Raw genomic sequence first — 22,416 nt, forward strand, 5'->3', positions numbered from 1 at the left:
CTCGTGAAAATTGCATTGATAGCGCATGATCGAATGAAAGAAGAGATTGTCCAATTGGCAACGGCCTACGAGTCGATCCTGGCCGAGCATGAGCTGTATGCCACGGGTACGACAGGCGCAAGAATCATGGATGCCACTTCGCTGAAACTCACCAGATTTTTGTCAGGACCTCTGGGGGGCGACCAGCAAATCGGGGCGAAAATTGCCCGAAACGAGATGGATCTGATTATTTTCTTGCGTGATCCGCTTACTTCGCAGCCGCATGAGCCGGACATTATTGCGCTGCTCAGGCTGTGTGATGTGCATAAAATTCCGTTTGCCACCAACCTTGGGTCTGCGGAAATCATGCTCAAGGCGCTGGAGCGCGGGGAGTTGTCCTGGCGCGAGGTGCTGCACGAGGAGAATGAGGCATGAGTTCACTCGACATTTTGGCGATTGGTGCGCATCCTGATGACGTGGAGATCGGCGCGGCGGGGAGCCTGCTTTTGGCGGCGCAATCCGGGAAGCGTACAGCGATTCTCGATCTGACGTACGCCGAGCTGTCGTCGAATGGCACGGTGGAGCGCAGACAACAGGAAGCGGCTGCGGCTGACAAGCTGCTAGGGGTTGCGGCGCGCTACAATTTTGGCTTGCCTGACCGCGGGCTGGAGAGCGTCAGGGAGCAAGCGATCGAGCGGGTCGTGAAGCTGATCCGCGAAACGCGTCCGCGTACAGTGCTCGCTCCGTATTTTTCCGATCGGCATCCCGATCATGAGAGCGTAAGCCGCATCGTGCGGGAAGCTATCTTCAATGCGGGTATCCGCAAGTATTTGCCTGATTCGGAGCTGCCAGCGTATCGCCCTGCTCAATTTCTGTACTATTTTATTAATTCGACGGTCACACCCCAGTTTGTGGTCGACATTACCGCGATCTACCCGCAAAAAATGGAAGTGCTCCGCTGCTACCGCAGTCAATTCGAGCTGGAAGAAGGCAGTGTGCAGACTCCGTTGACCAACGGGTATCTGGAATCGGTCGAGTATCGCGAGCGCTTGTTTGGGCAACAAGCAGGCGTGACGTATGCAGAAGGATTTGTCAGTGCTGCGCCTTATGTATTGAACAGCTTGTGAAAAGGGGTGACACCTAAGAAATGAACATTGGGATTACTTGTTACCCATCTTTGGGAGGCTCAGGGGTTGTCGCGACAGAGCTTGGCAAGCTGTTGGCGGAGCGCGGGCATCAGGTGCATTTTATTACCGGCGGGATGCCTTTTCGCCTGGGAGCCTTCCATCCGAATATTTTTTACCACGAAGTAGAAGTGAACCATTATGACGTGTTCAAATATCCGCCGTACGATTTGACGCTGGCAAACCGGATGGCGCAGGTGGCCAAAAATGAAAAGCTGGACTTATTGCACGTACATTATGCCGTGCCACATGCGCTGTGTGCGTTTTTAGCGAAACAAATGGTCGGGGATCATCTGAAAATCGTCACGACTCTGCACGGGACCGATATTACCGTGTTGGGGTATGACTCGAACTTGAGCGACATGATTCGCTTCGGCATTGAGCGCAGCGATCTCGTGACGGCTGTATCCAAAGATTTGATCAAGCAGACAAAAGAGCTTTTGCACGTCGAAAAAGAAATCGTTCCGGTGTACAACTTCGTCGACAAGCGGCGCTACTACCCGAAAGAGGTAGAGCACCTGAAAAAAGTGTTCGCTCCAAACGGGGAGAAAATCCTCATGCACATATCCAACTTCCGTCCGGTCAAGCGCGTTCCGGATGTCATTGACATCTTTGCGCGAGTCAGACAAGAGATGCCTGCGCGTCTGATCCTGATTGGGGAAGGACCGGAGATGGGGGCCGTCCGCAAGCAAATCGCCGAGCAAGATTTGACAGAGGACGTATGCTTTTTGGGCAAACAGGAGGACGTAGCGGAAGTGTTGTCCATGGCAGACTTGATGCTCTTGCCGTCGGAAAAGGAAAGCTTCGGCCTGGTTGCGCTGGAGGCAATGGCGTGTGGCGTTCCTGTCGTGGCTTCCGTGGCTGGCGGGATTCCCGAAGTGGTTGTCGATGGCGTCAACGGCTTTTTGCGTCCGATCGGAGACGTCGAAGGCATGGCGCAAGCGGCGATTCGTCTGTTGCAAAATGAAGAAATGTATCGCCAGTTTTCCGCGAACAGCATCGAACGCTCCTGCAAAACGTTTTGTCACGAAACGATTGCCTCCGAGTACGAGGCGCTCTACGCCAAGCTGCTCGGATAAGCACTCGATACGGGCAACAACAGCTATTGGCGGGACAATCGGCTTTTCACCAATTGATGCAACTTGGATACAAAAATGAACAGCCCATACAAAAATCTCATGAGTGTCGCCTCCTCATAACATCGGGTGAACCATGCGAGAAAGGGGGGAGCGGTATGACGCTCCATCTGGCAAACCGGGTTCTTGAGACGTTGGAGAATCACGGATTTGAAGCTTACTATGTCGGCGGATGCGTCCGCGATTGGCTGCTGTCTCGGCCCGTGCACGATATAGATATATGTACGAATGCCCATCCTGGCGACGTCATCCGCTTGTTTCCCGATCACGTTCCGACCGGACTCAAGCATGGGACAGTGTCTGTCAGGATCGAGGGGCAATTTTTTGAAGTGACGACTTATCGGACGGAAGGCAAGTATGAAGACTATCGCCGTCCGGCAGACGTCCAGTTCGTGTCCGATCTCAGACTGGATTTGGAGCGCAGGGATTTTACGATGAATGCCATGGCGATGAATCGGATGAAAGAGCTTCAGGACCCGTTTGGCGGTCAGGCAGATATGGCAGCGCGACTGGTCAGGGCCGTGGGACAACCGCTGGAGCGCTTTCGGGAAGATGCGCTGCGATTGCTCCGAGCCGTTCGCTTTGCGGCGCAGCTCGGTTTTGCGATTGAGGCCAGGACGCTTGCTGCCATGAGCGAGACGGCTTCGCTTTTGGCGCATATCGCTGTGGAGCGTGTCCGGGAAGAGCTGAATAAAATGCTCGGCAGCCAAGCCCCGCAAATCGGTTGCGATCTGATCAACGAAACGGAACTGTTTGGCTATTCACCTGTCTTGCAGCGATTGTTTCGCGATTCGGCTTCCCAATTTTGGCGGAGTGCGCATGTAAACAGTCTGCCGCAAAAATGGGCGCTTCTGTTCTACGCAGCGCAGTTTACCTCCGAGGAAGCGATCGCTGCCTGCCAGCTTTTGCGAATGTCCAAGCGGGAGACGGAAGCAATCGGTTTTTTTGTGGAGCAATTGCGGCATTTGCAACCGGAGTGGGATCAGCCAAAACCGCTTGAGTGGGGGCAGTTGTTGCTCGAAGCAGGCTGGGAAAAATGCGAGCAGCTCGCCCAGCTTTTGCTGGCATGCTGGTGGAATCAACAGCCGCAAGCCATGCTGGCGAGCCTGTCCGAACAATATCACGCGATGCCGGTCAAAACCATGAAGGAACTTGCGATAACCGGGCTTGATCTGCAACTCGCCCTGCAAAAGAAACCGGGGGAATGGATTGTCCACGTGTTGCGGACGCTGCTGCGGCAAGCGGCCCTGCACGGATTGCCGAACACCCCCCATGATTTGATTGAAGCTGCAAAGAAAGAGGTTGCGCAAGATGAACATTAAACAAGTCATTCTTCAAGCCTTTCGCGATCAGCCGGGACGCTTTATTTCCGGCGAAGAGCTGAGCCAGACGTGCGGCTGTTCGCGAACAGCGGTCTGGAAGCACATCGAGGAGTTGCGGCGGGATGGGTACGAGGTAGAAGCTGTCCGCAAGTCGGGCTATCGCTTGCTTGCAGCGCCTGATCGGCTGTCTGCGGCAGAAATCATGGCGGGGCTGTCTACCGCGCGGATCGGACAGCATGTCATCGCCCATGATGAGGTCGTCTCCACGCAGCCGCTCGCGCACGAGGCTGCGGCAAAAGGCGCACAGGAAGGCACGCTCGTTTTGGCGGAGCAACAGACGGGGGGGAAAGGGCGGCTGGGACGTCCCTGGCACTCTCCGAAAGGGACAGGCATCTGGATGAGCCTGATCGTCCGCCCTGCGATCCCGCTGCCGAAAACGCCGCAGATGACTTTGCTGACAGCGGTGACTGTCGCGAGAACGATTCGCGAGGAAACAGGGCTTCCTGTCAAAATCAAGTGGCCGAACGACATTTTTATCGGGGACAAAAAAGTGTGTGGGGTATTGACCGAGCTGAACGCGGAATCGGATCGCGTCAATTACTTGGTGATCGGCATTGGGCTGAACGCCAACAGTGTACAGGCTGACTTTCCCGAAGAGTTGTTGTCTATCGCGACTTCTTTGCGAATCGAGTCAGGCACTCCGATCAAGCGCGTTTCGTTCATCCAGCGCTTTTGCCAAAACTTCGAGGAAGAGTACGACCATTACTTGCGCGCAGGCTTCGCGCGTGTGAAGCAAGAGTGGGAAGCCAACTCCTATTCGATTGGCCGCTGGGTAACCGTCCAGACGATCTCGCAAAAGCTGGAAGGTCAAGCGATAGGGCTTGATGAGGAAGGCGTGCTCATGGTGGAAGATCGGGCAGGCCAGATCCATAAAGTGTATTCGGCGGACGTCAATTATCGTGCAAATGTGTAGATGATTTGCTATACTCCAAAAGGGAGGCTGTATCTTTTCAAGAACGGTACTCCCGGAGTATTTTTGCAGCAAATGGTGTATAGATAAGGCAAATACGCAAGGACAAAAATCTGCTCAGAGCCTTTGTGGACCGAGACAGAAGGAATCCGTTCAAGACAAGTATGTCTCTTTGGCATGGACAACCTTCTCCCTTTTATGAGCGAGAAGGTTTTTTTATTCCTCTCTATCCACGAAGCTTGGCGCGAAAGAGGAGAAGACGCAAATGACAAAACAAGTCACGACTTCGGACATCCGCAAAAAGAAAGAAGCGGGCATTCCCATCACGATGGTGACAGCTTACGATTTTCCATCGGCAAAGCTGGTGGAGGACGCTGGCGCGGACATGATTCTCGTTGGCGACTCGCTCGGCATGGTCGTGCTTGGCTACGACTCCACGCTGCCTGTGACGATGGACGATATGGTCCACCATACGAAGGCGGTGACAAGAGCGGCCAAACGCGCTTTTGTCGTTTCGGACATGCCGTTTCTCAGCTATCACGGCACGATCGAAGAAGCGGTGAAAAATGCGGGAAGACTAATGCAGGAGGGACTCGCCAGAGCAGTCAAGCTGGAGGGCGGAAGCGAACTTGCGCCTCTGATCACCCGATTGGTTCAGGCAGGCATTCCGGTAGTGGGACATATCGGCCTGACTCCGCAGTCGGTTCATCAGCTTGGCGGTTATAAAGTGCAGGGACGCGATCTGGAAGCGGCAAAAAAATTGCTGGATGACGCATTGGCTTTGCAGCAAGCTGGCGCTTTTGCGATTGTGCTGGAATGCGTGCCGCAAGAGGTAGCCAAAATGATTGCCCAAAAGCTGGAGATTGCCGTAATCGGCATCGGTGCTGGGGCAGACTGTGATGGACAAGTGCTCGTGTTCCACGACCTGGTTGGTTACGCTTCCCAATTGACGCCGAAATTCGTCAAGCGCTACGCTGACATCGGCACATCCATTCGCGAGGCAGTCGCCACGTACGTCAAAGAAGTCGAGCTTCGTCACTTTCCGGGGCCTGATCACGTGTTTCGTGCATCGGAAGAGACGATCAAGGAGCTGTACGGAGAAGGAGTGACCCAATCATGATTCAAACGATGCAGCAGCTATCCACAATCGAGGATGTGCGCGTTCAAATACAAGCAGCACGGCGGCAAGGCAAGACAATCGGCTTTGTGCCCACGATGGGCTTTTTGCATGAAGGACACCTCAGTCTGGTCAAGGCAGCGAGAGAAAAGTGCGACCTCGTCGTCATGAGCATTTTTGTCAATCCGCTGCAATTTGGCCCGAATGAAGATTTTGAACGGTATCCGCGCGATATCGAGCGTGACAGCCGGATGGCGTCTGAAGCGGGAGTCGATCTGCTGTTCACACCAACTGTCGAAGAAATGTATCCCAAGCCGATCTTGACGACGGTATCGGTAGCGAACGTCACGACACCTTTGTGCGGCGCTTCTCGGCCGGGGCATTTTGACGGAGTGTCGACGGTGGTCTTGAAGCTGTTCTCCATCGTCCAGCCTGACTATGCGTTTTTCGGTCAAAAAGATGCACAGCAAGTAGCCGTGGTCACGCAAATGGTCAAAGACTTGTCCGTTCCGGTCGAGGTAGTGCCATGCCCGATCGTTCGGGAAGCAGATGGACTGGCGATGAGCTCGCGCAATGTGTATTTGTCCGCAGAAGAACGCTCACAGGCACTCATCCTGTCGCAAAGCTTGCAGCAGGCAGCAGAGTGGCTCGCAGAGGGCAAGCCGCTTGCCGAGATCAAAGAGCGTATCGAGCAAATGATTGCAGCAAAACCGCTGGCAGATATCGACTATATCCAAATTTTGGGTTATCCTGATTTGGAGCCAATCGAAAAAGAGACATCCGGACAAGACATTATCGTGGCGCTTGCTGTCCGTTTTGGCAAGACACGTTTGATTGACAACCTGATCGCGTCTGTCCGTTAATCATACGTGGTAAGCGAAAAAGTTCCATAAGGATGACAAGGGAGGTAATGCCTGTGTTTCGCACTATGATGAAAGCGAAAATCCATCGCGCAACAGTGACAGAAGCGAACCTCAACTACGTGGGGAGCATCACGATCGACAAAAATATTTTGGATGCGCTCGATATTTTGCCCAATGAAAAAGTGCAAATCGTGAACAACAACAACGGGGCGCGTCTGGAAACGTATGTGATTGAAGGAGCGCCAGGAAGTGGCGTAATTTGCCTGAATGGCGCAGCAGCCCGTCTCGTTCAGGAAGGCGATATCGTGATCATTATCGCCTACGCCATGATGACCGATGAGCAAGCTCGTACGTACAAGCCAAAAGTGGCGATCATGGACGAGAAGAACCGGATCAAGGAAATGCTTGGCGAGGAAGTACACGCGACGATCCTGTAGACAAAGCATTTGCCTTTGGCTTTGCGCATAGAGCCACCTGCCTTGTGAGACAATGAAACTACTCATGCCTCACAGGGGGGTGGCTTTTTCGTGAAGATCGAAGACTGGTTTCAGACGTTGCGCACAAAAGCACAGACGATAGAGGAACGGTGGCAGGAAGCATCGGAGCAGGAAAGGCTTCAATTAGCGGATCAACTGTTTTACTTGCGGCAGGTCAGCGATACGGTCGTCGATTTGTGGCTGCAATTTGAAGAGAAGCTGTCCAACGCGATCCGGCACATCAAGCAAATGGAAGGGCAGCTGCCGACAGAGACGCAAGAGGAAAAAGCCAAGCCCGTTTCCTTAAAAAAAGAACCGTTAGCGACGGACCATAAACAGGATGGCCAAAAAGGGACGGCAAGCGAGGCCAAGAACGAGACTAAAAGCGAGTCAAAATCCGAGCCGAAATTCGAAGCCAAAGCCGACAAACTGCCACAAGCGATGCACGCTTACGAGCCTGTATTTCGCCGCGGAGAAGGATTTTACCATCTGCGCATGTTTCAGGACGCGAAAAAGTGTTTTGCCGAGCTGGTGAAAGAAGCGCCGGACTGGGAAAGCGGTCGGCTGTATTACGCTTACAGCCTGTTGTTTTGCGACGACAAGGAAATGGCTTTTCGCGAGTTTCGGCTGTTGGGAAAATCGGCAAGCTCGCCTGCGATCGTGGCGATCAGCAGCAATGCCATCGGCTGCATATTAGCGGAGGAGAAGCAGTGGCTGGAGGCCGCGCAAGCTTTTAAAACCTCGCTGGAAGTAAAGCCTGAGCAGGAGGAAGCCAAGTACAACCTCGCTCTCTGCTACTTGATGGACGGCGATGCCCAGGAAGCGCTCGATGAGATCGAATGTTATTTGCAAAAACACGAGCAAGATTGGGAGGCACAGCTGTTATGGCTTCGCGCCGCCAAACTGCTGATGCAGATGGACGAGACGGCAGAGCTTGTTGCCCCATCGAGCCTGACTTTGCCCAACCGCGAGCTCGATAACGAGACGTTGCAGGAAATGGCTCATTTGTACGAAGCTGTGGGCAATTACCACCGGGCACAGGTGTGCTATCATTTTTTGACGGAACGGTTGCCCAAGGAAGGCTGGACGTGGCACGGGCTGGCGTGGAACACCTGGCTGATCGCCGGGAGCAAACGAGCGCTGACGCTTGTGAAAAAAGCGATCAGTCTGGCGCCAGAGCAGGATGACTTCGTGTTCAGCTACGGCTGGATGCAGCTGTTTGATGGCAATATCCCGGGGGCCATCGCAGCGTTTCGCGGCATTTTGGCAAAAAACAGCAAAAACCGCCTGGGGCAGTCCGGAATGATCTCCGCTTTTGAAAAAATTGGAGAAACGCTGGAAGCGAAGCGGTTGGCCAAGCTGTTTCTGGATGATGCGGACCCGTATATCCGTTCTCTTGGGTACTTCCACTTGGGGAGACTGGCGATGGTGGAGGAAAACTGGCGGCTGGCTGAGCAGTATTTCCAGCGAACGTTGCCTCACGCAGACCAGTTTCGGGAAATCCCGCTTTACTTGCAGCTGTGCGCGAGCAAGCTCGGCGCAGAAGCTGTGCAAAACGAGCTTGTGCAGCCGTAATTGCAGTCGGAAGCAGGAATATTTCCCACTGTTGCCGAATGTGAATGAGTGCGGATGACAGGTTCCGCCCAGGTTACGAGGTGACAACGCTTGAATCGATTACTGGTAGTAGACTTTGAAACGACGGGGAGCCATCCGCGGCAGGGAGACAGCATTATTCAGATCGGCGCTGTGGCGATCGACGACGGGCAGATCACAGAATGCTTCTCGACCCTGATTCATCCCGGACAGGACATCCCCCCTTTTATTACGCAACTGACAGGGATCACCAACGAAATGGTGGCTGACGCGCCTACTTTGGAAGAGGTGTTCCCGACATTTTTGCGCTTATTGGATGGACGAGCTTTTGTTGCCCATAATGCAAGCTTTGATCTCCAATTTTTACAAGAAGCCCTGCTGAGCCAGGGCTATTATGCGTTTGACGGATATGTGCTCGACACAGTCGAGTTGTCCCGCTTGCTTTTGCCGATGCAAAACAGCTACAGGCTTGGGGAACTGGCGTCGGAGCTTGCGATCGAGCATGACAATCCTCACCAGGCCGACAGTGACGCGCTGGCAACCGCCCAGCTCTTCTTGCACTTGCTCGATATTTTGCAGCAGTTGCCGCTCGTGACGATTCAACGGCTGCAAATGCTCGTATCGTCGTTTCGTTCGGACATCGCGACACTTTTGCGGCAAATGGAAATGGAAAAGCTGGCGGAGCTGCCACAACTGGGCGACGAGCCAGCACGGCAAGCTTCACCGCTGTGGGATATATACCGCCAACTGGCTTTGAAAAAGCGCGAGGAAAAGCTGAAAGCGAGTTTCCAGCGCCCGCAGACGGAACGGAGCTACGGAAAAGCGTTCAGCGAGCAGCTGGAAGAAATGCTGAACGAAAAAGGCCAGATGCATGCCAGCATGAGCGGCTACCAGCGCCGGGAAGCACAGGAAGCGATGATGCACGCTGTCTTCGACGCCATGCAGGAGGGCACGCACCTTTTGGTGGAGGCAGGGACAGGCACAGGGAAGTCGCTGGCGTACTTGCTGCCCGGGATCATTTGGGCGTATCAAAATCAACAGCAGCTTGTAGTGAGCACGAACACGATTCAACTGCAAGAGCAGCTGTTCCATAAAGAGATCGCCACGTTGCAGCAGACACTTCCTTTTGCTTTTACGGCGTCGACGTTGAAAGGCCGGGGCAACTATTTGTGCCTGCGCAAATTCGAGATGGCATTGGAGGAGCCGGTAGAGGGCAGCAACCAGGAGATGCGGCTGGCAAAAGGTCAGCTTCTCACGTGGCTAACGCAGACCGAAACGGGCGATGTGGAGGAGCTGAGCCTGCCTCCGAGCGGACAGCTTTTCTGGCAGCAGGTGAAAAGCGATACAAGCTCTTGCTTGAACCGGGCCTGTCCGTGGTTTAGCCGCTGCTATTATTTTCAGGCGAAAGACCGGGCAAAAGAAGCAGATGTGCTCATCGTCAACCACGCTCTCTTCATCAGCGACTTGCAGGCAGAGAACCGGATTCTCCCGCCGTACGAGGTCGCGATTCTCGACGAGGCACACCATCTGGAAGATGCCGCGACACAGCACTTGGGCAAGCAACTGACAACGACACAGGTGATGTTTTTGCTGGATCGCGCTTCTGTTGAGGAGGGGGGAGCGATTGCACGCTTTGCCGAGGAAATGCAAAGCTGGCAGCCGTCTGTCCAGGAAGAGCTGTCCGCGGTTCTTCTGGAGTGCAAGAAGCTGTCTGCGTCTTTGCGCGACAAGGCTCAGCAATGGACGCAGTTTCTGTACGCATGGGCTTCCGAGCGCGCCGAGGAGACGACAGATGCAGGCAGGGAGACGGTGCGGTATCGGGTAGCTTCTTTCACGGGAAAACAAGAAAAAATTCGCAAGGTGACGAAAAAGCTGATCGACGCCATGACAGACTTCGCCTCCAGACTGGAACAGATGCTGAAGCTGGTTCCCGTTCCCCAAGAGGAGAAGCCGCCCTTCCTCATCCGCAGCTTGCAGACGGATTTGTTCGGGCTGGTGAAGGAATGGCAAAATGTGATGGAGCTATTGCATTTCTTTTTGCAGGAGCAAGATCCGAACTACGTCTACTGGATGGAGGTCGAGTCGCGCACGGCCCGCAAGCAGGTGCACTTGTCTGCGGCGCTGCTCGATGTCGCGGATTCGCTTGCCGAGCCGCTTTTTTCCCAGAAGCGCAGCCTGATCATGACTTCCGCTACGCTGACGGTCAGAAACAGCTTTTCTTACGTCATGAGCCGCTTTGGCCTCGACAAGCTGCCTGCCGAACGGGTACGCACGCTGTCGCTGCCATCGCCGTTCCATTACGAAGAGCAGGGGCTGCTATTGATTCCTTCCGATTTTCCGGCGCCGGGAAAAGAAAACGACCAGACGTATCTCGAAGCGATCATCCAAGGCTGTGTAGACGTGGTTGTGGCGTCAAAAGGCAGGACGCTGATTTTGTTCACCTCGCATTCGATGTTGCGGCTGGTGTATCAAGCCATGAAAGAGCGTCTGGCCGGGGAACCGGAGCCGTACACGCTGTTTGGACACGGCATCGACAGCAACAACCGCAGCAAGCTGGTCAGTCTGTTTCGTTCGATGGAACGAAGCGTTTTGCTTGGCACGAGCAGCTTCTGGGAGGGCGTGGACATCCAAGGAGAGTGGCTGAGCAGTCTGGTTATCATCAAGCTGCCGTTCACGCCGCCCAACCACCCGGTTTACCAGGGACGCGCGGAAGCTTTGAAAGCAGACGGAAAAAACGCATTCATGTCGCTGGCGCTGCCGCAAGCCGTCATTTTGTTCAAGCAAGGAGTCGGACGGTTGATTCGTCACCATTTGGACCGGGGCGTTGTGGTCGTGTTCGATACGCGTGTGGTCGAATCCCGCTACGGCCGTTCCTTTTTGCAATCGCTCCCGCCGTTTCAGGTGGAGACAGGCTCCTGGCCGACGCTGCGCGAACGAATTGAACCGTTCTTACGTATGCAATCCCTGCCAGATTCATAAAATGAAGCAATAGTCTAGCAGGGATTTAGGTGATAAAATAAATGTTATGGAAAAAAAAGTGGACCTGGCTGCTTCTCGTCGCATGTGTGGCATTGCTATGTTCATGCTCCATCGATACTCATTTGCAGGAAGCCGTTAAGGTGGACGACCCGTTTGCAACCGAGAACGAAGCGGAGTTTACGGGTCTTGTCATCACTTACTGGGCGCTTCCTCATGGAGAAAGCACCTTGGTGCGGATGCCGAGCGGGAAAACCATGCTGATTGATACGGGCAGCGCGGAGGATTGGCCAGCTTTGGCTGCGCATCTTTCCGCTGCGAAGTTGACGCGCCTGGACTATCTGGTCTTGACGAACGATCAGCCTGAACATGCAGGAGGATTCCCTTTTTTACACCAGCAAATCATCATTGATTCCGTCATTGTGCCCAAGCTGATTGCGCCTTCGATCCGCCAGTTCGTTCCGTACGACAAGATCGCGAAGCAAAGAGAACTCGAGGAGAACCAGGAACTGATTCTCGATACCGACATCACGATGGATGTATTGCTGCCCAGCGAGCCGCTGTTTTTGTCGCCGCAAAACAATTCGCTCGTTTTTGCGCTGACGCATGATCAGTTGCGCTTTTTGTTTGTGAGCGGCATCAACGAACAGGCCGAGGAGCGCTTGCTCGCCCGCCATCCCGAGCAGTTGAAGTCGGCTGTGCTGAAAGTGGGAGACCAGGGCAGCAATCAAGGAACTTCGCAGCCTTTTCTCTCCCGGGTCGATCCGCAGGTCGCCATCATCCAGAGCAATACAGAGCGCGACATGCAAAAAGAGGGCAAGACCGAGGTGCTGGAGCGGTTGGGCGAGTCGTGGGCGGAGACGTATATGACGGGCCGGGACGGATCGATCACGATCTTGTCCAACGGGAAAGATTACAGGGTATTCAAGCAAAAGAAATAGGGGGGAAGACCGAGCGTGGCTAAACACGAAAAGATTTCGGAAGCGGTCGTCCGCCGCCTGCCGATTTATCTGCGTTACCTCAGCTATTTGCAGCAAAACGAGGTAACTACTGTTTCCTCCCAGCAAATGGGCAAAAACTTGGATGTGAATCCGGCCCAAATCCGAAAAGACCTGGCAACATTCGGCGATTTCGGGAAAAAAGGAATTGGCTATGACGTCAATTACTTGGTGGAAAAAATTCGCCAGATTTTGAAGCTGACGGATGAGATACGCGTCGCGCTCGTTGGAGCAGGCCATTTGGGCCATGCGATCAGCAACTACAACGCTTATTTGAAAGATAACATGCGGATTGCGGCCATTTTTGACAATGATCCCGGCAAGCTGGGAAAAGAAGTGGCGGGCATCCCGATTCAGCCATTGAATGAGCTGGCGGACACGATTGCGCAAAGACAAATCAAGCTGGCGATTATCACCGTGCCCGCACCGGCTGCGCAATCCGTATGTGATCAGTTGACTCAAGCGGGTATCAAGGGAATCCTCAATTTTGCTCCTACGACAATTCGCGCGAAAAAGGATGTGCGCATCCACTATGCGGATGTGACTTCCAATTTGCAGAGCCTGGCCTACTACTTAACGTAAGAATGGAGTGTAGTCATGAAAAAGACCATCCTCATCCACGCAACAGTGATTACGGTAAATGAACAAAACGAGGTTATCCACGATGGAGCTGTCGCGTTCGAAGGCGACAAAATCACATATGTAGGCCCTACCCCTGAAGACCTTTCCGATGCAGGCTACGATGAAGTCATCGACCAAAAAGGCGACTTCATCCTGCCTGGTTTGATCAATACACACGGACACGCGGGCATGTCGCTTTTGCGTGGCTATGCGGACGATTTGCCGTTGCAACAATGGCTGGAAGAGAAAATGTGGCCGCTGGAAGCGCAATTTACCGCTGATTCTGTCAAATGGGGAACCCAACTGTCCCTGATTGAAATGATCCGTACCGGAACCACGACATTCGTCGATATGTACGATCATATGGACGAAGTAGCCAAGGCAGTCGATGCATCCGGCATGCGTGCCCGCCTGTGCCGCGGCATGATCGGTCTGTGCTCCGAGGAAGAAAGACAGACCAAGCTGCGCGATGCGACCGCTTTTGCCAAAGAATGGCACAACCAGGCGGATGGCCGTATCACCGTAATGATGGCACCGCATGCACCGTATACGTGCTCGCCTGAGTTTATCAGCCAAATTATTGAAAAAGCGGACGAGCTGTCTTTGCCGCTGCATATCCATATGTCTGAAACGGCATGGGAAGTGGGCCAAAACGAGAAAGATTACGGTTTGCGTCCAGTCGCTCACCTGGAAAAGCTGGGCATGTTCAACCGCCCTACGCTGGTTGCCCACGCCGTGCATTTGACGGATGAAGAGATTGACATCTTGGCAAAATATCAAGTGAAAGTTTCCCATAACGTCGTCAGCAACCTGAAGCTGGCAAGCGGGGTAGCACCTGTACCGAAAATGCTGGCAAAAGGCGTGAGCGTCTCGCTCGGAACAGACAGCTCGGCGAGCAACAACAACCTCAACCTGTTTGAAGAATTGAAGCTCGCAGCGATTTTGCACAAAGGCGTGAACAACGACCCGGTAGCCGTTCCGGCTGAAGAGGCGCTGCGCATGGCTACTCGCTACGGGGCAGACGGTGTGTTCCAGGCTGATACGCTCGGCAGCATTGAAGTAGGCAAAAAGGCTGACCTGATCGTTCTCGACAGCCACCAGGCGCATTTCCATCCTGCGCATGAGCCGATTTCCCATGTCGTGTATGCGGCAAACGGCCGTGATGTCAAAGACACAATCGTTGCGGGCAAGTTCCTGATGCGCAACCACAAGCTGCTCACCATCGACGAAGAGCGTGCCATCTACGAAGCCAATCGCGTATTCGCTGCGCTGAAACGGTAAAAGGCTCCTGTCTGGTGTGGGACAGGAGTAAGGGAGTGTAGGTGTAGGTAGGGGAATTTGGGTATTACATCGTGCCGTGCTCATTTTCGCCACAGCTCTGTCAGGGGATGATGGCGAAAATGCAGTGTGGGTGTGTGCGACAGTTGACGCAAGGGAGAAGACAGTCCAGCCCAGGAGACGCGGTATTCTTGTAGCAAAAACCCAAGTATGTCAGGAGATGCGTTTTGTTGCGGCGACTTCACGCGCTCACCTCCTTGCGGGTGTATAAGTAGTATGACCGCTTGGCCCCGAGCTATGATTAGCAAGTTTTCCGTGCCGTTCTAAAACCTTCCCGTATAGCATAGGCTATGACAAAAATGGGACAGGGGGAACGCCAGATGTACGTCCGGCCCAAACAGCTATGGTGGCTGATCCCGATCTTTCTCGGCCTGTTTGGCCTCGGGATGGCGCTCGGCTCTTTTGGTTTGTGGAACCGTTCAGCTGCCGATGCCGGGAATGAACAGGGCTTGATTGGCAAACGAGAGGCGTATGCCGTGCCGCAACTTTTGGAACAGCTGACTCGGTCAGAGGAGCGCTCGTTTCTCGTTTACATGCAGGACCAAGCGCTGAATGGCCGCTATCGGCATGAGACATTCAGCCTGGACGGAGAAATCGGCGGGCACAAGCTGGCCATCAGCCGTAACCAGGAGCAGCCGGTTACCGTAACAATAGACGGACAAGTTCAGGATCATGCAGCACTCCCTTACGCCCTGTTTACGCCGTATGAACACGCTGTCCTGTTGCAAAGCGTGCTGTCATCGGTCGAGCCGCAGACGATCGCCGATACTTCGGGAAGCGACTGGAGCGGTTATCGTCTCACGGTGCCGCCGGAAAAAGTGACATCCTTGTTGGCGATGTGGCTCGGGCCGTCCTTTCCGATCGCTGATATTACCCCTGAGCTTGCCAAAGGGATCAACATCGAATATCAGCTCTGGTATGAGCCTGACACAGGCGCGCTTCGCCAACTGGAGCTGGAAATGCAAATCAGAACCGTGGCGGGGATCAAACAGGACCAGCTTCGTTTCCGATTGTAATGTCAACCGCATAAAGGAGTTACCAAAAACGTGTTAGTGAGAATTATCGTGGGAGTAATCGCCGCGCTGTTGTTGACAATCGCGGGATTCGCCTATCATTTGACTGCTTCCGTAGCAGGAGAGCGCACGCAATTCGATGCGACCGTACGTGAGTGGGTGCAGACGAGGACGACGATTGCCGAAATCGAATCCATCGACGAATATCGCGGTACGGAAAGCTATGCCGTGGTGATCGGGAAGAACAAAGCCGGTACGCCTGTAGTAGCCTGGATGACCGCAGACAAAGTATCGTTTGATCGCATGGATCTTGCCGTTCCGCGCAAAAATGTGGAGGATGCGGTAAACAAGGCTTTTCCGAAGTCCGAGATTACCCATATCGTGCCCGGACTTGAAAAGGACAAGAAGTTTTGGGAAGTGACCGTGAAGGATGCAAACGGTCGCTATCATTACTTGCACTATGACTTGTTCAGTGGCGCCCTGCTCGCTTCTTATGTATTGTCGCCTACCTGATTGCTTGTTTTGACCCAGAGGGTATATACGCTCGCGACAGGTCTTTTCCTTGTTGGAAAAGGCCTGTTTGGCATGCCACCCAACATCTGTATAAAAAATTGATATACTCATGTGATATACTGGGTTCGTTGACAAGAGAGAAAACGAGAACGCGATATGGGGGGACTAGCTGTGCAGTTGAAAAAAAGTGCAATCGGGTTGTCCTTGCTGGCGACACTGGCTCTCCTGTTTGGAGGATGGTTCTTGTATCAGAAGATGGAGATTGAAGAGCCGATCCGTACAGAAGTCAGCCAGATGCAATCAGCTACACTCAGTAATTTCCATGTAGGCAAAGATAAAATTCAGATAGATGTAAAAGTGACGAATCCGCAGGCATTTCCGGCGGAGTATCGCGATCTGGTTGCGCGAACGAAAAATATTGCGGGCGACAAGCAAGTCGCTATCGTGGTAGCGAATCAGTCGGAAGCCATGACACAGGTTTGGAAAAGCGGCCAGTTTATTTTCACCGAAGCGCTGGATTTGCATCAATACAGCCGCATTCCTGCCTTGATTGCGGAGTGGAAACAGACGAACAAGCTCGATGCGGCAGATGCTTTTATGGATGACGCAAACATCTACGTTTATTTGAAAAAAGGAACGGAGGACTTTTATACGATTGTTCCCCGTTCCGAGGCAAAAGAGGTGACGGCTCGTGGGTAAAGAGGTACTGATCGGCGTCGTTCCTGCGATACTCGTTTTTCTTGTGTTTCTGGGCGTGAATATCACACCGTTTATTTTGTTCGCCGCCGTGCTGGGGGCGATTTATTTCCTCGTCATCCGTCAGCAAAACGGTCAGGGCGGCAATGTGGCGCTCGGCGGCAAACGGAAGCAGAACAAGCACGAGATTCCCAAGTCGGACGTGCAGTTTGCCGATATCGGCGGTCAGGAACGCGCCAAAAAAGAGCTGAAAGAATCGCTTGATTTTCTCGTCTACAAAGACAAGATTGAGCAATACGGCATTCGTCCGATCAAAGGCGTGCTGCTGACCGGGCCTCCTGGTACCGGGAAGACGTTGATGGCAAAAGCGGCAGCGAACTACACCAACTCTGCCTTTGTCGCGGCTTCCGGCTCGCAATTCGTGGAGATGTATGTAGGTGTCGGAGCGCAGCGTGTCCGTGAGCTGTTTAAAGAGGCGAAGACGATGGCCGAGAAAAACGGACAGGACAGCGCGATTATTTTTATCGATGAGATTGATGTTGTCGGCGGAAAAAGGGATGGGCAGCAACAACGGGAGTACGACCAAACGTTGAACCAGCTGCTGACCGAGATGGATGGCGTAGCGACGAGCGAGAAACCGCGCATTTTGGTCATGGCGGCAACCAACCGCAAAGACATGCTGGATGCCGCGTTGCTTCGACCAGGACGTTTTGATCGGCACATTACGGTAGATTTGCCTGACAAGCCTGCGCGCGAGCAGATTTTGACCATCCATACAGCAAACAAGCCGCTGGGCGCGGATGTGGTGTTGGAAAAGGTGGCGCAGGAGACGTTCGGCTTCTCGGGAGCGCAGTTGGAAAGTGTCGCGAACGAGGCAGCGATTTACGCCATGCGCGACAAAAGCGACAAGATCATGGCCAAGCATTTTGCTTACGCCGTAGACAAGGTCATGCTCGGAGAAAAAGTCGACCGCCAGGCTTCCGAGGAAGAGAAAAAGCGCGTCGCCTTGCATGAATTGGGACATGCGATCATCAGTGAGGTCGTGCGTCCGGGTTCTGTCTCGCAAGTAACGCTCAGCCCGCGCGGCAAAGCGCTCGGCTACGTTCGGCAAAATCCGATGGAAGACCGCTATTTGTACACAAGGGACGCTTTGGAGAAACAGATCATGGTCAGCCTCGCCGGAGCAGTAGCAGAGGAAATCTACTACGGCGGACGCAGTACCGGCTCCAAAAACGACTTCGAGCAAGCGCTGGGCATGTCTCAGGAAATCGTGTCCAGCGGGATGTCGGACCTCGGGATTGTCCACCTGCAATACGTAGACAAAACGAGGATTCACGATGAGGTAGAGCGACTCTTGTCCCGTTTGCTGGAGGAGACGCACCGCTTGCTTCGCCAGTACGATGCGGTGTTCCAGACTGGTTTGGGTACGCTGCTGGAAGCAGAAGTGCTGCAAGGAGATGAATTTAGGGCGCTCTTGTCCCAAACGAGACAGGAAGCGGCTGTATCGTAATCAAATCGCGACGAAAAACCTGCTAGCCAGCAGCTGATGTTGGCCTGGCAGGTTTTTTTGCGTGGGGGAAAACTTGTGAACGGGCGAAACAAATTTTGCGTTGCGGTGCCAAATGCCTATAGGGTTGAATATCTTACAGAATGATCCGGGAATGACATCAGGAGGCAAGGAGACTCTATGGCAAACGCGAACCGAAAAAAAATGAGCAGAGGTCTGTCCAAAACGTTCAGGCAAACCTTGCATGAAATTCCGCTTATGCAAACATCTTCTACATCGGAGCAGGATTGGATGGCTGATCTGGAGCTGGAACTGCTGGAGTCCGCTGTCAACAGCCCCAAGCCAAGCTCCCATGCACCGACAAGCCCGATACAACAACCATTGCAGAAAATGCCCAAGCAGGGTGTGTCGTCCAACCAGACGACTTTTTCCAAGATCATCAAAGATCGCAATGATGACCGGGTGCAATCGTTTGTTTATACCGATGATTTGACGGATCAGTCTGTCACTACGGAAAAAATCGCCAACCGCGCTGTCGATTCGTCCAAAATCAAGCCGGGAACGATTGATACGTCGCTGTTGAAGGACTACGCCGTCGACAGCAACAAGCTGGCAGACAAAAGCGTCACTTCAAACAAAATCGCTCCGTACGCGATCCTCGGAGAGCATCTGGGACGGCATGTGGTCACCAGCGAAAATGTGCAGGACCATTCCATTACCGGGCAAAAGCTTGTCAACAACAGCATTACGTCCGACAAATTGGCTGACAAGACCATTGATTCCATGAAGTTTGCAGAGTCTGCGATCCAGACGAAGCACATCCAGGATCAGGCGATTACGAATGAGCTGCTTCAAGATCAGTCTGTCACATCGGACAAAATCAAGATGGGCAGCATTCAGACTCGCAACCTCGCCAACTATGTGATCAACTCCGTCAAGCTGGAGGACGGCGCGGTCACGACCGACAAAATCCGGGATGGGGCCGTGACTTCCACCAAGCTGGAGGAGGATTCGATCGAGTCCCAGCATATTCGCGAGGGAGCGATTTTGCATCATCATCTGGCGGAGAACAGCGTAGACGGCGGGCATCTTTCGGCGGGCTGCGTCACGGATCAGCACATCGCTTTTCATTCCATTTACAGCCAGCATTTGCAGCCGGAAGCGGTCACAAGCGATAAAATCAGTCCTTACGCCGTCCTCACCGAACATCTGGATCACGCCAGCGTCACTTCGGAAAAAGTGGCAAAAGAGTCGATCGCAAGCGTCCACGTGCAAGCAAGCAGCATTCAAACGACGCATCTTCAAGATGGACTCGTCACGACCAGAAAAATCGGGGAGCAACAGGTCACGGCAGCCAAGCTGGCGGACAAAGCCGTCACGCTCGACAAATTGGCCAATCGCAGCGTAGGCGAGCAGCAATTGGTGGAGGAGAGCGTCAACAGCAGGCATTTGGCTGACGGGGCTGTTCGTGCGGAGAAAATCGCGCGGCGCTCAATCGAGGAGCAGCATATCGGTGAACGCGTCATCGGCAGCAGTCATCTGCGGGAATATGCGATCCAGACGCAGCATTTGCACGATCATGTAGTGACGACGTCAAAACTCGCTCCCGAGTCTGTTTCGACCGACAAAGTGACGGATTTGAGCATTACCGCAAATAAACTGGCCGATTCGGCGGTTACGTCTCCCAAGCTGGCGACAGAGGCCATCAAGACAAGGCACTTGGGCAAAGGAGCCGTCACTGGCGAAAAAATCGGCGAAAAAGCAGTGACCGCCCAGCATCTTGCCAATCAATCCGTGCAGCACGAACATATCCAGCCCAAGTCCATCTCCAAAGAAAAGCTGCAAGAGAATAGCGTCACACGCGAAAAACTGGCGGATCACGCTGTCGACGGAAGCAAGCTCGAAATGCATGCGATTACAGGCATACATGTGGAAAAGAGCAGCTTGAGCGGTGACCATCTCGTCAAGGGAACACTCACGGGCGAGCATCTTGCCGTCAACTCCATCGAAAGTCAGCATCTGCAAACAAATACGGTAACGGAAGAAAAGCTGGCCGATCATGCCGTTAGCGGAGCGAAAATAGCGCCGAGAACCGTCACGGCAGAGCATCTGGCCGACAAGTCGATTACGCGGGAGAAGCTGGCTTTTCAAACGGTTGAGACGAATGTTCAGCTGGGCACGACGCTTCAGCAGTTTGGCTTTGTCCCATTCCGCATCCCGGCGCAAAGCCAGACGGCAGACGTCACGGTCCGCTTGCCCACTCCCTATGCAGACGTCCATTATTGCCTGGTTGCGATGACGAATCAGGTCGGGGTGTCCGTGTCGCTCAAATACACCAAACGCACCTCGGCTGTGCTTACCGTTTTTCGTCAGGAAACCGGGCAGGAAGACAGCGGCGTTTTGCAGTGGATCGCCATTGGCGAAAAAGGCGAGCAGGTGCATGACGAGGTGACAGCCCTGCATCATGAGCAGCAAGAGGATGACGACTTGGGGGAAGAATGGGAAGAGGGCGAGTACGAAGCAGATGAAGATGCCGGCGAGGAAAAAGCAGCGGATGAGCATGAAACATTCCGTGATGAGGACGATTTGCGTTCCTGAGCAATGAGAAACAAGAAGCGAGGGGCCGTTGGTGGGAAGTGCAGTCGGCTTCCTCGCTTTTTGTTAACATAATTATATTATGGTAACCATCCGTTCAAGGGAGTCTTTGATTGAATTTGCCTGTCCCCAATAGTATAATTGTTGGGTACACTTAGTCTGTTGTGTGGCATGGTAAATGGAGGGAATTATTCGATGTTGACGACGATTGCCCAAGTAGGGCAGCATGTTGGACAAGAAGTACGCATTGGATGCTGGCTGTACAACAAGCGCAGCAGCGGGAAAATTCAATTTCTGCAGCTTCGCGACGGGTCCGGCTTCATTCAGGGCGTAGTAGTGAAAGCAGAAGTAGCGGAAAACGTTTGGGAAAATGCATCCCAACTGACTCAGGAAAGCTCTTTATACATAACCGGCGTCGTTCGCGCAGATGATCGTGCACCAAGCGGTTACGAACTGACGGTAACAGGCGTTGACATCATTCAGATCGCCCAGGAATATCCGATCTCCCTGAAGGAGCACGGTGTAGACTTCCTGATGGATCATCGCCACCTGTGGCTGCGCACTCCGCGCCAGCGTGCGGTTATGGCGATTCGTTCCGAAGTGATTCGCGCTGTATACGAGTATTTCCATGAAAACGGATTTGTGAAAGTAGACCCGCCAATCCTGACACCGACTTCAGCAGAAGGAACAACGAACCTGTTCCATACCAAATATTTTGATGAAGACGCGTATTTGTCCCAATCCGGTCAGCTCTATATGGAAGCGGCCGCAATGGCATTGGGGCGCGTTTATTCCTTCGGTCCGACCTTCCGTGCAGAGAAATCGAAAACGCGTCGTCACTTGATCGAGTTTTGGATGATCGAGCCGGAGATGGCTTTCGTCGATCACGAGGAAAACTTGCGCATTCAGGAAGCTTTTGTGTCCCATGTGGTGCAATCCGTCCTGAAAAACTGCCAGCGCGAACTGAAAACGCTGGAGCGCGATACAACCAAACTGCAAAACGTAACGGGTTCTTTCCCGCGCATCACGTATGACGATGCGATCAAGCTGTTGCAGGAAAAAGGCAGCGAGATCAAGTGGGGCGACGATTTCGGAGCGCCAGACGAGACATTGATTGCGGACCATTTCGACAAGCCTGTGTTCATCACGCACTATCCGACCGAGATCAAGGCATTCTACATGAAGCCGCATCCTGAGCGTCCGGAAGTAGTGCTGTGCGCAGACATGATCGCGCCGGAAGGCTATGGCGAAATCATCGGCGGCAGCCAGCGCATCGACGATCCGGAGCTGTTGGAAAAACGGTTTGCCGAGCACGAGCTGTCCGAGGAAGCGTATCGCTGGTACTTGGACCTGCGCAAATACGGAACCGTTCCTCACTCCGGCTTCGGTCTGGGGCTTGAGCGGACAGTTGCCTGGATTTGCGGTCTGGATCACGTGCGTGAAACGATTCCGTTCCCGCGTATGCTCTATCGTCTCTATCCGTAAGTTCGTGTTTCTCATACACCCTGTTGCGAGAGGG

General features: G+C 53.5%; 19 protein-coding genes. All 19 read left to right on the plus strand.

The features are described 5' to 3' along the window. Window positions 1-3 precede the first annotated feature (3 nt). Window positions 4-414, plus strand: coding sequence for a methylglyoxal synthase (locus tag M2298_RS05895; RefSeq protein WP_063226978.1), 411 nt, complete (start codon window positions 4-6; stop codon window positions 412-414). Next, a complete protein-coding gene (gene bshB1, locus M2298_RS05900; protein ID WP_122963558.1) occupies window positions 411-1,106 on the plus strand; it encodes a bacillithiol biosynthesis deacetylase BshB1 in 696 nt (231 codons plus the stop codon). Before M2298_RS05895 ends, bshB1 begins: the two co-directional genes overlap by 4 nt. Window positions 1,107-1,126: 20 nt before the next feature. Next, window positions 1,127-2,242: an N-acetyl-alpha-D-glucosaminyl L-malate synthase BshA gene (gene bshA / locus M2298_RS05905; protein ID WP_122963557.1), complete on the plus strand. Its 1,116-nt coding sequence runs from the start codon at window positions 1,127-1,129 to the stop codon at window positions 2,240-2,242. A gap of 155 nt (window positions 2,243-2,397) precedes the next feature. After that, window positions 2,398-3,621 (plus strand): CCA tRNA nucleotidyltransferase, encoded by a 1,224-nt coding sequence (locus M2298_RS05910; RefSeq protein WP_122963556.1) that lies wholly within the window; start codon window positions 2,398-2,400, stop codon window positions 3,619-3,621. Continuing rightward, window positions 3,611-4,594 carry a biotin--[acetyl-CoA-carboxylase] ligase gene (locus M2298_RS05915; protein ID WP_122963555.1) on the plus strand — a complete coding sequence of 328 codons (984 nt, stop codon included), beginning with the start codon at window positions 3,611-3,613 and terminating at the stop codon, window positions 4,592-4,594. Before M2298_RS05910 ends, M2298_RS05915 begins: the two co-directional genes overlap by 11 nt. Window positions 4,595-4,856: 262 nt before the next feature. Then, the gene (gene panB / locus M2298_RS05920) at window positions 4,857-5,711 is read left to right on the plus strand and encodes a 3-methyl-2-oxobutanoate hydroxymethyltransferase (protein ID WP_122963554.1); all 855 of its coding nucleotides are present in this window, start codon (window positions 4,857-4,859) and stop codon (window positions 5,709-5,711) included. Continuing rightward, on the plus strand, window positions 5,708-6,571 hold the full coding sequence (panC, locus tag M2298_RS05925; protein ID WP_122963553.1) for a pantoate--beta-alanine ligase: 864 nt from the start codon (window positions 5,708-5,710) through the stop codon (window positions 6,569-6,571). Before panB ends, panC begins: the two co-directional genes overlap by 4 nt. A 53-nt stretch (window positions 6,572-6,624) precedes the next feature. Continuing rightward, window positions 6,625-7,008 (plus strand): aspartate 1-decarboxylase, encoded by a 384-nt coding sequence (gene panD, locus M2298_RS05930; protein ID WP_122963551.1) that lies wholly within the window; start codon window positions 6,625-6,627, stop codon window positions 7,006-7,008. A gap of 90 nt (window positions 7,009-7,098) precedes the next feature. Next, entirely contained in the window at window positions 7,099-8,622 is a 1,524-nt protein-coding gene (locus M2298_RS05935) for a tetratricopeptide repeat protein (RefSeq protein WP_280648307.1), read from the plus strand. Between the two features lie 90 nt (window positions 8,623-8,712). Continuing rightward, window positions 8,713-11,619, plus strand: a complete 2,907-nt coding sequence (gene dinG, locus M2298_RS05940; protein ID WP_280648308.1) for an ATP-dependent DNA helicase DinG — start codon at window positions 8,713-8,715, stop codon at window positions 11,617-11,619. A 41-nt stretch (window positions 11,620-11,660) separates the two neighbouring features. Further along, a complete protein-coding gene (locus M2298_RS05945; protein ID WP_280648309.1) occupies window positions 11,661-12,557 on the plus strand; it encodes a ComEC/Rec2 family competence protein in 897 nt (298 codons plus the stop codon). Between the two features lie 15 nt (window positions 12,558-12,572). Then, entirely contained in the window at window positions 12,573-13,196 is a 624-nt protein-coding gene (locus tag M2298_RS05950) for a redox-sensing transcriptional repressor Rex (protein ID WP_122963546.1), read from the plus strand. Between the two features lie 15 nt (window positions 13,197-13,211). Beyond that, on the plus strand, window positions 13,212-14,516 hold the full coding sequence (locus M2298_RS05955) for an amidohydrolase (RefSeq protein WP_063226990.1): 1,305 nt from the start codon (window positions 13,212-13,214) through the stop codon (window positions 14,514-14,516). A 377-nt stretch (window positions 14,517-14,893) separates the two neighbouring features. Continuing rightward, complete coding sequence (locus M2298_RS05960; RefSeq protein WP_122963545.1) at window positions 14,894-15,589, plus strand: hypothetical protein; 696 nt, start codon at window positions 14,894-14,896, stop codon at window positions 15,587-15,589. A gap of 30 nt (window positions 15,590-15,619) precedes the next feature. Further along, window positions 15,620-16,099: a cell wall elongation regulator TseB-like domain-containing protein gene (locus M2298_RS05965; protein WP_122963544.1), complete on the plus strand. Its 480-nt coding sequence runs from the start codon at window positions 15,620-15,622 to the stop codon at window positions 16,097-16,099. A 171-nt stretch (window positions 16,100-16,270) separates the two neighbouring features. Next, window positions 16,271-16,798 carry a hypothetical protein gene (locus M2298_RS05970; protein ID WP_122963543.1) on the plus strand — a complete coding sequence of 176 codons (528 nt, stop codon included), beginning with the start codon at window positions 16,271-16,273 and terminating at the stop codon, window positions 16,796-16,798. Next, the gene (locus tag M2298_RS05975) at window positions 16,791-18,305 is read left to right on the plus strand and encodes an AAA family ATPase (RefSeq protein ID WP_122963542.1); all 1,515 of its coding nucleotides are present in this window, start codon (window positions 16,791-16,793) and stop codon (window positions 18,303-18,305) included. The genes M2298_RS05970 and M2298_RS05975 overlap by 8 nt, the downstream gene beginning before the upstream one ends. Window positions 18,306-18,482: 177 nt before the next feature. Continuing rightward, a complete protein-coding gene (locus M2298_RS05980; RefSeq protein WP_229049901.1) occupies window positions 18,483-20,900 on the plus strand; it encodes a WIAG-tail domain in 2,418 nt (805 codons plus the stop codon). 192 nt (window positions 20,901-21,092) lie between these two features. Next, window positions 21,093-22,382, plus strand: a complete 1,290-nt coding sequence (gene asnS / locus M2298_RS05985; protein WP_173595822.1) for an asparagine--tRNA ligase — start codon at window positions 21,093-21,095, stop codon at window positions 22,380-22,382. Window positions 22,383-22,416: the final 34 nt, after the last annotated feature.

The sequence above is a fragment of the Brevibacillus sp. 1238 genome (assembly GCF_029892995.1).
GTDB lineage: Bacteria > Bacillota > Bacilli > Brevibacillales > Brevibacillaceae > Brevibacillus > Brevibacillus parabrevis.

Bases quoted from the DNA above. Each gene is read 5' to 3' on its own strand.
- bshB1 (WP_122963558.1), top strand. From the start codon at position 411: ATGAGTTCACTCGACATTTTGGCGATTGGTGCGCATCCTGATGACGTG.
- bshA (WP_122963557.1), top strand. From the start codon at position 1,127: ATGAACATTGGGATTACTTGTTACCCATCTTTGGGAGGCTCAGGGGTT.
- M2298_RS05910 (WP_122963556.1), top strand. From the start codon at position 2,398: ATGACGCTCCATCTGGCAAACCGGGTTCTTGAGACGTTGGAGAATCAC.
- M2298_RS05915 (WP_122963555.1), top strand. From the start codon at position 3,611: ATGAACATTAAACAAGTCATTCTTCAAGCCTTTCGCGATCAGCCGGGA.
- panB (WP_122963554.1), top strand. From the start codon at position 4,857: ATGACAAAACAAGTCACGACTTCGGACATCCGCAAAAAGAAAGAAGCG.
- panC (WP_122963553.1), top strand. From the start codon at position 5,708: ATGATTCAAACGATGCAGCAGCTATCCACAATCGAGGATGTGCGCGTT.
- M2298_RS05945 (WP_280648309.1), top strand. From the start codon at position 11,661: ATGTTATGGAAAAAAAAGTGGACCTGGCTGCTTCTCGTCGCATGTGTG.
- M2298_RS05955 (WP_063226990.1), top strand. From the start codon at position 13,212: ATGAAAAAGACCATCCTCATCCACGCAACAGTGATTACGGTAAATGAA.
- M2298_RS05960 (WP_122963545.1), top strand. From the start codon at position 14,894: ATGTACGTCCGGCCCAAACAGCTATGGTGGCTGATCCCGATCTTTCTC.
- M2298_RS05980 (WP_229049901.1), top strand. From the start codon at position 18,483: ATGGCAAACGCGAACCGAAAAAAAATGAGCAGAGGTCTGTCCAAAACG.
- asnS (WP_173595822.1), top strand. From the start codon at position 21,093: ATGTTGACGACGATTGCCCAAGTAGGGCAGCATGTTGGACAAGAAGTA.